Annotated in this window: 14 protein-coding genes; all 14 read left to right on the top strand. The window is 28.1% G+C overall.

Going from position 1 to position 14788, the window contains the following annotated elements:
- Positions 1-149 precede the first annotated feature (149 nt).
- A complete protein-coding gene (locus tag CAMP5063_RS06690; RefSeq protein ID WP_337195045.1) occupies positions 150-818 on the top strand; it encodes a virB8 family protein in 669 nt (222 codons plus the stop codon).
- Positions 815-1753 carry a P-type conjugative transfer protein VirB9 gene (gene virB9, locus CAMP5063_RS06685; protein WP_257928963.1) on the top strand — a complete coding sequence of 313 codons (939 nt, stop codon included), beginning with the start codon at positions 815-817 and terminating at the stop codon, positions 1751-1753. The genes CAMP5063_RS06690 and virB9 overlap by 4 nt, the downstream gene beginning before the upstream one ends.
- Positions 1746-2921, top strand: coding sequence for a type IV secretion system protein VirB10 (gene virB10, locus CAMP5063_RS06680; RefSeq protein ID WP_257928962.1), 1176 nt, complete (start codon positions 1746-1748; stop codon positions 2919-2921). The genes virB9 and virB10 overlap by 8 nt, the downstream gene beginning before the upstream one ends.
- Positions 2921-3922: a P-type DNA transfer ATPase VirB11 gene (gene virB11 / locus CAMP5063_RS06675; RefSeq protein ID WP_257928961.1), complete on the top strand. Its 1002-nt coding sequence runs from the start codon at positions 2921-2923 to the stop codon at positions 3920-3922. The genes virB10 and virB11 overlap by 1 nt, the downstream gene beginning before the upstream one ends.
- Entirely contained in the window at positions 3912-4340 is a 429-nt protein-coding gene (locus CAMP5063_RS06670) for a hypothetical protein (RefSeq protein WP_257928960.1), read from the top strand. The genes virB11 and CAMP5063_RS06670 overlap by 11 nt, the downstream gene beginning before the upstream one ends.
- A complete protein-coding gene (locus CAMP5063_RS06665; protein ID WP_337195044.1) occupies positions 4330-6126 on the top strand; it encodes a type IV secretory system conjugative DNA transfer family protein in 1797 nt (598 codons plus the stop codon). Before CAMP5063_RS06670 ends, CAMP5063_RS06665 begins: the two co-directional genes overlap by 11 nt.
- A complete protein-coding gene (locus CAMP5063_RS06660; protein WP_337195043.1) occupies positions 6110-6547 on the top strand; it encodes a cag pathogenicity island Cag12 family protein in 438 nt (145 codons plus the stop codon). The genes CAMP5063_RS06665 and CAMP5063_RS06660 overlap by 17 nt, the downstream gene beginning before the upstream one ends.
- Positions 6540-6671, top strand: coding sequence for a hypothetical protein (locus CAMP5063_RS06655; protein WP_256378939.1), 132 nt, complete (start codon positions 6540-6542; stop codon positions 6669-6671). The genes CAMP5063_RS06660 and CAMP5063_RS06655 overlap by 8 nt, the downstream gene beginning before the upstream one ends.
- Positions 6668-7345 (top strand): TrbM/KikA/MpfK family conjugal transfer protein, encoded by a 678-nt coding sequence (locus CAMP5063_RS06650; RefSeq protein WP_012662272.1) that lies wholly within the window; start codon positions 6668-6670, stop codon positions 7343-7345. The genes CAMP5063_RS06655 and CAMP5063_RS06650 overlap by 4 nt, the downstream gene beginning before the upstream one ends.
- Positions 7338-8207, top strand: a complete 870-nt coding sequence (locus CAMP5063_RS06645) for a hypothetical protein (RefSeq protein ID WP_257928958.1) — start codon at positions 7338-7340, stop codon at positions 8205-8207. The genes CAMP5063_RS06650 and CAMP5063_RS06645 overlap by 8 nt, the downstream gene beginning before the upstream one ends.
- A gap of 83 nt (positions 8208-8290) precedes the next feature.
- A complete protein-coding gene (locus CAMP5063_RS06640) occupies positions 8291-8959 on the top strand; it encodes a hypothetical protein (protein WP_337195042.1) in 669 nt (222 codons plus the stop codon).
- Between the two features lie 10 nt (positions 8960-8969).
- Positions 8970-11000, top strand: a complete 2031-nt coding sequence (gene topB, locus CAMP5063_RS06635) for a DNA topoisomerase III (RefSeq protein WP_257929091.1) — start codon at positions 8970-8972, stop codon at positions 10998-11000.
- Between the two features lie 12 nt (positions 11001-11012).
- Positions 11013-11423 carry a single-stranded DNA-binding protein gene (locus tag CAMP5063_RS06630; protein WP_012662276.1) on the top strand — a complete coding sequence of 137 codons (411 nt, stop codon included), beginning with the start codon at positions 11013-11015 and terminating at the stop codon, positions 11421-11423.
- 20 nt (positions 11424-11443) lie between these two features.
- On the top strand, positions 11444-14788 hold a 3345-nt coding region (locus CAMP5063_RS06625; protein WP_257929092.1), incomplete at its 3' end, for an inverse autotransporter beta domain-containing protein.

Below are 14788 nucleotides of genomic sequence, written 5' to 3'. Positions count from 1 at the left end.
TTGACAAAGCAAAGCATAACTAATATAATTACTAGGATAATTTTAGTCATTCGACTCACCTCCCTTCTGGGCGGTAAATTGAATGTCAAAGGTGGCACCCTTTGGCATTCCACCCTTTTTAATTATACTAACTTCTTTTAAACATAAAATTGAAAAACCAAAATGAAATTAATTCTAATGCTTTGAATTTTGAAGCAAGTGTAAGATATTTGATTGAAAAATCAAATCAAAGAGCTTGGTTAGTTGCATTTATAAGTATGGCAATATCAATTATTGCTGTAATTGCTGTAATTTTCTTAACACCATTAAAAACCACTGAACCTTATGTGATTAGAGTGGATAATACTACTGGTATGGTGGATATTATTACTAGCTTACAAGAAGAGCAAATTAACTCTATTGAAGCTTTAGATAAATACTTTATCTCTCAATATATAAAAGCTAGAGAAGGTTATTATTATAAGTTTTTAAATCAAGATTATGTTCTTACTCAATTAATGAGTGGTGAAAATGTTGCAAATGAGTATAGAGCTATCTATGCTGGTAATAATGCTTTAGATCAAATTTATAAAGATAATGTTGAAGTAAGCGTTAAGATTTTAAGTATTGTTCTTGGAAATAGCAATGGAGTAAAAACCTCTACTATAAGAGCATTAATTACCAAAAAAGATTCTGCAACAAAAAGCACACAACAATCAACCAAAGTTATAACCTTAGCATATGATTTTTTACTAGCAAAAACAAGTGAAGAAAATAGAATTTTAAACCCTCTTGGCTTTAAGGTTACTCACTATAGAGTTGATGAGGAAATAAGATGATAAAAAATATTAGCCTAGCCCTTTCTTTTTCATTTTTGGCTTTACCTGTTTTTGCATTAAATGAACCGCAAAAATCAGAATACGATCAACGCGTAGCACATGCTGAGTATAACTCTAAAGATGTTTTTAAAATGGTAGCTAGAAATGGTTTTGTAAGTATGATTGAATTTAGCGATGAAGAAGTCATTATAAATACCGCTACAGGATTTTCTGAAGGTTGGGATTTAATAGAGAAAAAAAATCTTTTATTTATTAAACCAAAAGCTTATAAAACTAGACTTTTTGTAGAAAATGATCCTTATAATCAAGGTCAGCAAAAAGAGATGATTGTTGATCCAAATCCAAAAGACTGGAAAACAAATTTAATTGTTACCACTAATTTAAAAACTTATATTTTTGATTTATTGCTAACTAATGATAGCAAGCAAGCAACTTATAAATTGTCTTTTAGTCACGCTGATAAAATCTTAAAGCAAGAGAATAAAATAAAAAAAGAGCTAGAAAAGAAAATTGTAAGAGAAGAACTTGATAAAAATATAGTTCCTAGAAACTGGGATTTTTTAATGAAAGCGAATAAGGGAAGTGAAGATATAGCACCAAATTATGCTTATGATGATGGTGTTTTTACTTACTTAGGTTTTGATAACACAAAAACATTTCCGAGTGTATTTTTATATGAAAACGGCAAAGAAATGATCTTAAATACTCACATTAAAAAAGATGGAAAATATGATGTTTTAGTAGTTCAAAAAATTGCAAAACAAATTCTACTAAGAAGTGGGGATAAGGTTGTTGGAATTTTTAATAATGGCTATGGAAAAAATCCTTTAGATAAAACTAGAGAAACCTCTAATGAAAATATACAAAGAGTAATAAACGATCCAAGTAAAACATTTTTACTAGAACAATCTTTATTAGGAAATAAACATGAGTAATCAAGAAAAACAAGAATTAAAAGATATGGATTTACAAAGTGAGTTGCAAACACAAAGTGTTAATGTTAAAAAAATTCAAATCTATGTATTCTTTATTGCTTGTGTATTTATATTATTGATTTTTGCATATATCTTTGCAAAATCTTTTATTGGTAGTAGTGATGATACTGCAAATACACAAGCAAAAGAAGTTAATAAAGACATTGCTAGTAGCGTGAAATTAAAAGATTTTATTTTACCTCAAGAAGAAGAACCTGTTAAAGAAGAAACAAAGAGTTTTGAAGAGTTATTGAAAGAAAGAGAACAGGAAAAACCCGTTGAAGTAACTCCAAAAGAAAATCCTTTCGAGCTTATCTCAAAACCTTTACAACCAAGAATAGTAAAAGGTGCAGGGTTAGTTGTGGTAAGTAGTAGTAGTGATGGTGGGGCTTTTAATGCACAAGAAAACAATACACAAGAAAGCTCAAATAATATTTTTAATTCTAAACCTATGCAAGGAGACAATGCTTTATTATCTAATGGATCAAATGATTTTATCGGCGATGTTTTTACCCCAACTAGTGCTAGTGTTAGTCAGTTTGATCCAAATTTATTATTATCCAAAGGAACTTATATAGGTTGTTCTTTAAAAACTCGTTTAGTTAGCACTATTAAAGGGGGTATTGCTTGTATTGTTTCAAATGATGTTTATTCTTCAAATGGCAATGTTCTTTTAATTGAAAAAGGAAGCACCATTACAGGAAGTTTTAGTTCAGGACAATTAAATGATGGTATGGATAGGCTTTTTGTTATTTGGCAAGAAATAAGAACGCCTAATAATATTATTATACCAGTTTATTCAGGTGCAACTGATGAGCTTGGAGCAAGTGGAATACAAGGATGGGTAGATCATCATTATATGAAACGCTTTGGTTCAGCTATTTTATTATCAATAATTGATGATTCTTTAAATATTTTAGCTAATCAAGTTATTAATAAAAAAGAAAATAGCGTTGATTATACGGAAAATTCAAGAGAAACTTCTCGTGAAATAGCTAATACTGCTTTAGAAAAAATGATTAATATCCAACCAACTCTTTATAAAAATCACGGTGATTTAGTAGGTGTATATGTTAATAAAGATATTGATTTTTCTAAGGTTTATCAATTAAAAAGAAAGGGCTTTTAATGAGTAATTCAAGAACCCTAGAAAAATTAGCTAATGATTTTTTTGGAAAGCATTTGGCTAATTCCAGCGTAACTGAAATATGCTACAACGGCAAAGAAAATATTTTCATACAAACTAATGATGGAAAATGGCAAGAAGAAACAAGTAAATTAGATTATGAAGCTTCTAAATCGTTTGCTACTTCTTTAGCTTCTTTTAAAGAAGATAAGATAGATGAATCACGCCCTATCCTTTCTTGTATATTACATGGAGGTGAAAGGGTTCAGGTAGTAATTCCGCCAGCGACTAAAAAAGAGCATATTTCAATTACAATTAGAAAGCCAAGTGAGAAAAGATTTTTAATACAAGATCATGTTAAAAGTGGTCTTTTTGAAGAAATAAAAATTGATCATTTTATAACAAATCCTTTGGATGAGGAGTTGAAAAAGCTTTATGAGGCTAAAAATTTTAAAGATTTTATTTGTAAAGCAGTAGAGTATGAAAAAAATATCATTATAGCAGGAGGTACAGGAAGCGGTAAAACAACTTTTATGAAAACTTTAATTGATTTTATTCCCAAAGAACAAAGAATTATAACTATAGAAGATGTTGAAGAAATAAAATTTTATGAGCATAAAAATTTTGTACAACTTTTTTATCCTAGTGAAGCTAAAAATGAAGATTTTTTAAATTCTGCAACTCTTTTAAAATCGTGTCTTAGAATGAAGCCTGATAGAATCTTATTGGCAGAGCTTAGAGGTGCTGAAACTTATGATTTTATCAATGTTCTTTCTAGTGGGCATGGTGGTAGCATTACAAGTTGCCATGCAGGAAGCACTTCTGAAACATTCGAGCGTTTGGCTTTGATGACTTTACAAAATACTCAAGGTCAAAAAATACCTTTTGAAAAAATACAAGATATGCTTAAAAATCTTATTGATGTAGTTGTCCATATTAGAGCTCATAATGGAAAAAGACATATTAGTCAAATATATTTTAAAGAGATGAAGAATGGCAAATAAAGAAAAAAGAGGAATTTATAATGTGAGTTTTAACGATAAAAACTCAACTCCAATTAATACAGAATTAGAGATTATTGAAGAGGCAATCATTGATTATGTTGTCCATAAAGATAGTAACGATGCTAGGGTTTATGAGTGGGAGAAAAATAATACTAGGTTTAGACTTGTGACAGATACAAATTATAAACAAGTAATCAAAGGGGAGGGTCACTCGAATACGCCACTATCCCCCTCTGATGAAATTATTATAACTTTTTATTCTGATAGAAATCTTAATAAGAGAATGGAATTTAAAAATCCAAAAGTTAAAGCTTATTATGAAGAAAAATCTTTAAAACAAGAAAAAAATTCTAATTATTTTAAACAAAAATTAGAAAGCTTTTCTACAAAAATAAAAGGAATAGAAAATGAAAGATAAGATTGTAATGCTTGTTTTTATAAGTATTTTTTCACTATTAATAGCTTATTTTTTAAGTCCTTTTGTGATGTTTTATCTTAATGATGTAAGCTTAAAAAGAATTCTTGGATTTTACAATCTTAAATTCACTTTTGAGGCATTAATAAATGCTTACCCAAAAGCTTATATTTCTTTCTTTGGTATGTTTGGTTTTAGTGTTATTGTTTTAACGCTTTTAGCATTAATAGCTAAAAGCAAAAAAACTCAATTTGGCGAGGCAAGATTTGCAAATTTAGCAGAAATTAAAAAAATGAAATTATTTTCAGACAATGGAATAATCATCGGAAAATATAAGGGAAAATTTTTAAGATTTAAAGGGCCTCAGTTTGTGGCTTTGGGAGCTCCAACAAGAAGTGGTAAAGGGGTTGGTATTGTAATACCAAATTTAATGGACTGGAAAGAGAGTGCTGTTGTTCAGGATATAAAACAAGAATGTTTTGATTTTACAAGTAAATATAGAAAAGAAGTTTTGGGTCAAGATGTTTTTCTTTTTAATCCATTTTCAAAAAGAACTCATCGTTACAACCCTTTAACTTATATTGATATGAGTGATAGTGATAATTGTGATAGTCAGCTAATGGATTTAGCAAATATCATTTATCCAAAAGAAGGGGATTCTACAACTCAATTCTTTAATGGTCTTGCACAAAACCTATTTATAGGACTTTGTTATTTGTGGAAAGATTTAAATTTAAAAGAAGATGGGAAACTTTTTTTAGAAACATTTAACTTAAAAACAGAATTTAGTTTTTTTGGAATATTACAACTTTCAAAAGGTTTTACTTTTGAATATGAGGGTAAAAAAATAAATGGATTTGATAATACTTATAAGTACTTATCAAATTGTGATGATCTGCTTTCAGATATCACAAAAAGAAGGTTAGAAACTTATTTTAGTATTTCAAGTGATAATACAAAATCAGGAGTTATGTCTTCTTTTAATGAGCCTTTAACTCCTTTTGAAGCAGAAGTGTTAAAACTTTCTACTCAAACTAGTGATTTTGATTTGAGAGATTTACGCAAAAAGAAAATGACTATTTATATAGGCATAACCCCTGATCAATTAACTAATGCAAAATTTATATTGAATATTTTTTGGTCGCAGTTAATTCTTTTGAATACAAAAGAACTTCCTGAACAAAATCCACAAATTAAATATACTTGTTTAATGCTTATGGATGAATTTACAGCACCTAGAAAAATTCCTATATATCTTTCAGCAGTAAGTTTTATGGCAGGTTATTTAATGCGTTCTTTGATGATTTATCAATCAAAATCTCAACTTAAAGCACCTGCCCCTGATGGATATGGGGATGATGGAGCAAAAACTCTTTTGACTAACCATGCTTGTCAAATTTTTTATACCCCAAGAGAGCAAGAAGATGCAGAGGAGATTAGTAGAATACTTGGTAATACTACATTTAAAACAAGATCAAGAAGTGTAGGGGCAAGTGGTGGATCTACAAGTTATAGTGAAGCAAGTAGGGCATTAATGCTTCCGCAAGAACTTCGAGAAATGTCTTTTGAAGATGAGCTTATTACTATAGATAATGGAAAGCCTATTTTATGTAAAAAAGCTTTTTATTATAACGATCCATATTTTATTGATAAGTTTAAACAAGTCTCTCCAACTTTGGCAAAAATTAAAGGCATACCTAAAGAACATATCTTAAAAGGAGCTTTTCAAAGAGGAGAGTGTCGCATACAAATACCAACAACAGGAGAAAATAATGAAAAAAACGTTTAGTTTGCTTTTATTGGCAAGTGTAATTTTTATAGGATGTGCAAGTTCTGCACCAAAACCTAAAAAACTTGAAGGCGGTTCAAAGCTAACCTTGAATAATTCTTTATTGGAGGAAAAATATAGATTTGTTCCTAAAGATTCAAAGTTAAGCAATATGGACTGGATTTATCAAATAGAGCTTACAAAAAATAAAGAAGGCTTGCTCACTAATGAACAAATAGTAAAAACTTTTCTTTTGGCTCATAATGCAAAAAGAATTATCTTAATAGGCGAAAAAAATATCATTCAAGAATATGAAGAGTATTTTAAAAAAAATGGTGTTGAAGCAGAAATGATCTTACAGCCTATAAGCATTATTAAGGGAGATAAAAATACTATCAATATGCTTTTTTTTCATGCAAAAGATGGAGAGATAAATGAGTAATTCTTTATTTGATAATAATGAGATTAAACCAACCGTGATTAAAACCATTAATCAAGATGAAATTGTAGAAAAGAAAATGATACAAGAAGCCAAAAAAATTAAAAAAAAGGAGAATAAAAAATGAAAATAAAATTGATATCAATAATTTTAGCTATGTTTATGTTCTCAAATTTAAAAGCTATAAAATTGGATTATTTAAGTGGGGATACTAGATATGCTTGTGAAGCTATGCTTTGTTTAGCTTCGCCTATTAAACCACCTGAATGTAGTGCAGCGATTGCAAGATATTTTGCAATTAAGTTTAAAAAGCCTTGGAAAACCATACAAGCGAGAAAAGATTTTTTAAATTTATGTCCTGTGGATAATAGTGATACTGAAATGCTTAAATATAAGAATGATATCTTAGCTCATTTAGATGGTGAATGTTCTTTGGAAGAACTTAATAAAAGAGTAGAAAAAAAACTTTTATGGGTGGAAAGAGTATGTGATGATGGATCATGTGAAGAAATAGAGCATTATGGATATAGAATAAATCCACAATTATCGCAATCTTGTTACCTATTGCAATCTAGTTCTTATACTGATTATCAAGGTTTTGAGTATATATGCTCTAAAAATTTTATAGAGGATGTCAGTTGGAAAAGAGGTTATGAATTAAAAGAAATTTCTGAACAAGAATATAACTTACTTCCTGATAATTTAAGAGAGAAACATCGCGAGAGAGTAGGTTTTAAGTGGAAATGGGTTTTTTATAAAAAGATTTTTATTAATAAAAAATGTTGGATAAAAAATGACTGAAGAAAATCAAAGCTTACTTGATGAGCAAATAGATCAAGAAGATATGAATAATTCTTTACTTGATGAAGTAAAAATTTGCAACTATCAAGAAATTATTGATGAGCAGATAAAAATCTTAGAAATCATTAATAATACTATCAATATAGGCTTAAATAATGTTCTTGATGAGAATACCAAAGAAGGAATTTTTAAAGATTTAGAGCAAAATTTTTATAAACTTAAAATGAATATTGATTCTCTAATTTCGTATTTTAAAAATCCCCCAAGTCAAGAAGAATTGGAAATAATCAATAAAACGCTTTTGATTAAAACAGAACTTGATAGTTTGAACTCATCTTTTTCAAAATTAGAAATAGAAGAATTTAGTCAAAAAGCAATGGAGCTAAAAACTGCACTTGATAATTCTTTAGTTAATTTTGATAATACATTTCTTGAATCATTAAATAGTGCTTTAAAAGTAAGTAATGATGATTTAAAGGATTTTAGGTCAAAAATCGAAGCTAGATTAAGTGATAGCTTACAAACATATGATCAAACTTTAAAAGTGTTTTTAGAAAAAGAAAAAAATGCAATTTTAGATTTTTCTAAAATTTTTTCGAAGCTAACTAAAAATATCAAACAAACTATGATTGTTTCATTGATGTTTTTTGTTTTATTTGGATTTTCTTTCGGAGTTTTTTCTTTCATCGTATACTTAAAATACGAAGATTATAAAAAAATAACCCAAAACGCCCAAAAGTTAAGCTCTATCATTATAAAAGAAAATAAAGACAAAAGCTTAACTTTGAGCTTCCCAAAAAACAAAACCATTCTTAATAAAGATGAGAATGGCATTCATATCACACTACAAGGAGGTGAATGAACATGTAATTATATATATTTTTTTAAATTCCCAAACCAAAAACCAAAAAACAAAACATAAAAATTTTTATTAAGGAGAAAAAAATGGCATTCGTAAGATTATCAAATGGAAATCATCCAAGACTTATGGTTGATGTAAATAACGCATTAAACTATAAAGACACTCAAACAGGTGAAATTAAGCAAAGACAAGTTGCTACTGCTTTAGTTGATGTGATAGAAGAGGCTGGAAAAGTTGTTGGAATGGATAAGGGAGCTGTAACAGCTTCTTTTAAAGTAAATAATGAATGGAAAAATTACTTTGTAAGAAGAGATAAAGAAAATTTCAACATTGTTTTATTGCCAACAGATCCGCAAGAAAGAAGTAATAGAGATAATCATATCTTTATTAATAATAACTGGAATGAAGAAACTGACAGATTTTACTACACAATCAACGATAAAAGAGAAGCTGGAAAAGCTTTAGTTGAAGGAATTGGAATTAGCGAATTTCAAAATCAAGATGGTAGCAAAAGTTTTTATCTTGATACAAATATTAAGCTTACTAATAAAGAAATTAAAGAAGAGCTAGAAAAGATTAAACTTGAAAAAGGTGATGGCTATCTAGCTATTGTTAGAAGCACTGGTTTTGAAATAAAAAATGAAGCCGAAATGAAAGAGCAAAAAGCAAAACAACAAGATGGTTTTTCTAAAGAACAAACAATAGGGCAAGAAACTCAAGTTCCAAGCAAAGAAAAAGATATCGAAAGATAAAAGGTAAAAGATGAGATTGTTTATAGCGGAAAAACCTGAACTTGGTAGAGCAATTGCAGAAGGCTTAGATGGTAATGTTAAGAAATTTGAAGGTTATGTTCAAAAAGGCGATAATTTAATTACTTGGGCTTTTGGTCATATATTGAGATTAGCAACACCTGAATTTTATAATGAAAAATGGAAGTTGTGGAATTTAAATGATTTGCCTTTGGACATTAAAGAATTTAAATATATTCCTATAAATAATAGCAAAAAACAATTAGAAATTATCTGCAAATTGATTAAAAATGATCAAGTAGATAGTATTGTTCATTGCGGTGATGCAGATGATGAGGGTCAAATTCTTATTGATGAAATTATTCAGTATTCAAAAACAAAAAAACCTGTTTTTAGAGTTTTAATTAATGATTTAACTCCAAAAGCAGTTAAAGTTGAAATTTCTAAAATGAAGCCGAATTCTCAATTTAAAGGAATGAGTGAAAGAGGATTTGCAAGAAGTCAGGCTGATTGGATTGTAGGTATTAATCTTACAAGAGCTTATACAAGTGTAGCACAGCAAAAAAGTGGTTTTAGAGAAGTTCTTACTTTAGGAAGAGTTCAGACTCCAATTTTAGGGCTTATAACAGCAAGAGATAATGAATATGAAAATTTTAAAAGCATAGATTATTATTCATTGCTAGGAAAATTTGAAATAAATGGAAAAGTATTTAATGCAAGATTAAAAACAGAAGAAAAGATTATCGATGAAAATATTGCTAAACAAATAAAAGAAATCAACATTAATAAAACGGGGTTAATTAGTGTTTTTAAAGAAAAAAAGAAAGAATATCCCCCTTTGCCTTATAGCCTTTTAATTTTGCAAGCAGAGTGTGCTAAATTATATGGCTATTCACCTGATAAAACATTAGAAATCACTCAAAATTTAAGAGAAAAATATAAAGCCATAACTTACAATAGATCAGATTGTCAATACTTACCTGAAACAATGTTTGAACAAGCTCCAAATATTTTAAATTCTATTAAATTAAATATAAAAAATAATGATAGTGATTTAAGTTTATTGCTTGAAAAGAGTGATTTAAGCATTAAAAGCAAAGCTTTTAATGACAAAAATATTTCCGCTCACTATGGAATAATACCAACTCAAAACAATTTTGATTGTGGGCTTTTAAAAGAAGAAGAAAAGAATATCTATATTTTAATAGCAAAAAGATTTGTGATTCAGTTTTTTAAACCAAGAGAATATGAAGTTACAAATCTTGAGATACAAACTTATGATAAGAGTGTATTTGGCACTTCTCAAAGCAAAAATATTAGTGAGGGTTTTAGAAAATTTTTCAAGCAAAGTGATGAAAAAGACAATGAAGATACTAATAATCATTTAGACATTTCACTAATAGAGAATAATAGTGCTTGTAAAATTAAAGATATTGAAATAGAGAAAAAGCAAACAAAACCGCGTCCTTATTATACGATGGATTCTTTATTAAAGGATTTAAATAGTGTTGCTAAATATGTGAAAGATGAAAAAATAAAAAAATTACTAATTGAAAAAGATAAAGACAAAAAAGGTGAAAATGGAGGTATTGGAACACCTGCTACTAGATCAACTCATATTAAAAATTTAATTGAGCAAGGATATATTGAGGTAAGTAAAGATAAAAAACAAGTTGTTAAATCTACTAAAAAAGGAAGACTCTTAATATCTTTAGCACCTGAAACTCTTAAATATCCTGATATGACTGCTTTATGGTTTGAGCAACAAAAAATGATTGAGCAAGGCACAATAAAAAAAGAAGATTTCTTACAAAATATATTAAAGGAGGTTAATAGTGAAATTTTGAAAATAAAAGAAAATGGAAGTATGAATCAATTCTCACAATTATCAAAAGAAAAACAATATAGTTGCCCTGAATGTAAAAATGGTTATTTAATAAGAAGAAAAAATACAAAAGGGACTTATTGGTGGGGATGTAGTGAGTATAAAAATGGTTGTAAGTTTATGTGTTTTGATGAAAAAAATAAGCCAAAATTAAAATAAGGAGATGAAAAAATGAACGAAGTGGTATTATGTGGTTTTCTTGGTAAAGATTGGGAAGTATCTCAAGGAAAAAAAGAACTTTTAGCAAAAAATAGTTTAGCAATTACGACTATTACTAAAAAAGCAAATGAGGAAATAAAACACACAGATTGGATTCCTTTGGTTGTTTTTGGAACAAATAGGGTAAATGCTTTAGCAAATTACTTAAAAAAAGGAGATAAATTCTTATGCAAAGGAAGGATTTTTACTTCAGTTTATGAAGATGAAAATCAAAATAAAAGAACTGGTTTTCAAGTTATAGTTGATAATTTTGAATTTGTCCATCAAAAAGAAAAGCAAAATATAGATCACCAAGCAACTAAAGAAGATAATTCTGTTGAAAATTTTGCTCAAACAGATAATATGGAAGAAGAAGCATTTTAATGAGAACTAAAGAGGGTAAAATGAAATCAGTAATATATAAAAAATCTTTAAAAGCAAAATATCCAAAAAAAAGAATATTAAGAAAAATCTTGTTGTCTTTTTTGTTAAGTTCATCTTTAATAAATCAAACACACTCAAGTGTTATTTTTGACAATGTAGATAGTGAGATTGAAATATTAATTAAAAAAATTATTTCATCAACCAATACTGATAATGAAATTTTACCTTCAAGCACCCAAAACACAAACACTATTCAACCACAAGAAATACAAGTTAATGAAGCTAGTGAAATTATAAAAGAAGAAAAAGATAGTAAAGAACTTAGTGAGCAAGAAATCTATGCTAAATATGTAAAAATAAACAAAGAAATCAGAAATATAGATAAAGAATTAAGTAATAATTCAAACAATAATGAATTAATTGCTAAAAAAGAACAACTAATTCAAGAAAAAAATAATCTTGATGATAATTTAAAAGAAATTAATAACGAAGAAGATAATACAAATTTTCAAGAACAAACTATAAGAAAAGCAAAAGTAAAAGCTCATCGTATAATCTCAAGAGAAAAACCAAATGTAAAAAGCAAACAAGTAGAAATTTATAGAGAAAATAGAATATTAGATATTGAAAATGTCATTACTAACGAAACTGGCACTAAATGGGCTAAACTAGCAAATAAAGAAGAATATATTTCAGCTAAGTGGCTTGAGTTTGATGATAAAGAAGTTATCAAAGAACACACTCATACTAATTTTAAAGATAAAAAAATTATCAAAGAACCTTTTGAAGATATTTATCTTAAAAACCCTACAAATGCAAATTATTATAATGAAAATTTAAAAACACAAAAAGCTTTAAATGATAGTAAAAAAGATGATAATTTAAGCAAAGAAGATCAAGAATTTTCAAATAAAGTAATGAAAGTTATTCAAACAGCTGGTGCTATTTATGATAGTGAAGATAGCAAGAGCAAAGAAGAAATTGTAAAAAATATGGCAAGTTCTTATTTAAATGCAAGTGCAAATGAACTAGCTAAAGAATTTATTGATTCATTAAATACTTCTATTAATACAGATTTTTCATTTAATTACAATGAAAGAAGCGGTTTTAGTGGTAATACTAAAGCACTTTTACCAATTACTGTGGAAGATAATCCAAAAATATCTTATTTTTTACAAAGTGGTATAGGTGAGTTTGAAAACGATAGAATCATAGGACACTTTGGTGGAGGTATAAGATATTATCCAAATGCAACAGCTTTAAATAATTCAGGAAATATCATGTTAGGACTAAACTCAGTCTATGATCATGATTTTAGTAGAGGGCATAGAAGAATGTCTTTAGGTGCTGAGGCTATGGTAGATACACTCGCATTTAATGCAAATGTTTATCAAAGATTGAGTAACTGGATAGATAGTTATGATTTTGATAAAGATTATGTGCAAGAACGCCCTGCAAATGGCTGGGACGCAAAAATAAAATATGCCTTTCCTTCTCTTATTAATGTTTCAGTTTTTGCAAAAATGGGACAATGGTATGGCGATAAAGTAGGCGTTTTTGGAGCAAATAGCGTAGATGATTTAGAAAAAAATCCATTAATATATGAAGGGGGAATTTCATATTCTCCATTCCCTGCATTAACTTTTACTTTAAGTCATAGCAGAAGTGCAGAAAGTTCTAAAAAGAATACTTCAATTAATGCAAATGTGAATATACCACTTGATGAAAAAGCTATGAAATTAGCATTTGAGCCAAAACTAGCAGGAATTAGTAATACTATTGAAGGCACTAGAACGCAATTTATTGATAGAGATTATTCTATGGTTCTTGAATATAAGAGTAAAACAAACAAATACTATTTATCTTATTGTGGAAATTTAGGTAATGATAAGCATTGTATTTTATTAAAAGATGGATTAAACAGTATTGTCAAAAATACTCCTATGAATGTAACACCGAAAGACTCTTGTGTTATTTTAGAAAAAGGAAACGATTATATTACTAATGAAAATGGAAAAGTTATTGTTCAAGTTAAGCTATCTTGTACTAATAAGACAGATTTAATTGCAACCGCAGGAGAGGCGAAAGAAAGTTTTCCTATTGAAATATCTCCAGAAAAAATAAGTTTTGATATAAAGGCAAATCCTTCAAATATTGAAAGGTTTGAAGAGAGTTTAATAACTTTAGCAGGTGGTAGTTTAGCTAGTAATTTAAAAGTAGTTTGGAAAGTTATAGGAAAAGGTAAATTAGTAAAAACACAAAATTCAGATACGCTTGATAATAAAGGAGAATCAAGTGTAATTTACAAACCTGATCCGAGCATGAAAAATAAAGAAAAAGCTGAAATAGTTGCAAATATAAATGGAGCTGATTTTAAAACAAATGTCGGAATAATGGTTTTTGGAGATGATGGAGATGGTGAAGATGGTGAAAGTAAAAATCTTATTTTAGATAAGAAAATAATAGGAAATAAAGAAATAGCTAAAGCTAAATATAAAAATTTACGCCCAAGCAAAACAAAAGTAACATGGAAAATAGAAGGGAAAAATGCTTTATTTGTTGATAAAAACAAAAATACAACAAAAGAGCTTAATTTAATAGCTGATGAAAAAGGCGAGAGCAATGTTGAAATCATAGGACTTAATGGAAATGAAAAAGTGAAAATCATTGCTAAAAATGCAAGTGATGAATTAGTAAAAGAAAAGTATAGATTTTTGGAAATTAAAAATTATAAAGCAAGTATTTTACTTCCAACGCATAGCCACCCAATTACAAATACTCCGTTTGATAAAGGAGTGATTGATTATAATAAAGAATTTGAAGTCCAAATTGCAGGGTTAATACCAAATACAAAAGTAGAATGGATAGCTCAAGATACAAATAGTGGTAAAAAAATTAGAATTAGCAATAACAAAGAAACTATTTCTAATGAAAAAGGAGAGAGCAAAGTAGTATTTGAAGGAGTTAAAGATTATAATATTAAAAATTTAGAAATTAGAGCTATTTATAACCAAAGTCTTGCCAATAAAATTGAAGTTAAAGAAAACATCAAGCTTTATCAATATTCTTTAACAATGAGTAGTGAAAAAGAACAACTTGACGCTTATAAAAATGGCTTACCTACAAAAGATTTAATCTTAGATCATACAGAAGTTAAAGTTATGGGTGGAAAACCTAACGAAAAAGTAGAATGGAGTTTAAGTGGTGATGGAACATTAAGCAATCAAGAATTATTCTTTAATCAAAAAGGCGAAGCTAAAGCTTTATTAACTTCAAGATCACCTTTTAAAACAGATATTAAAATAACAGCTTTTGGTGTTGGTAAAAATTCAAGCAAAACCATAACATACAATTTAAGAGGCTTT

The organism is Campylobacter sp. RM5063, from assembly GCF_024723655.1.
GTDB classification, from domain to species: Bacteria; Campylobacterota; Campylobacteria; order Campylobacterales; family Campylobacteraceae; genus Campylobacter_D; species Campylobacter_D lari_D.
The sequence above is the reverse complement of the archived record's forward strand: the minus strand, read 5'-3'. Positions and strand labels throughout refer to the sequence as shown.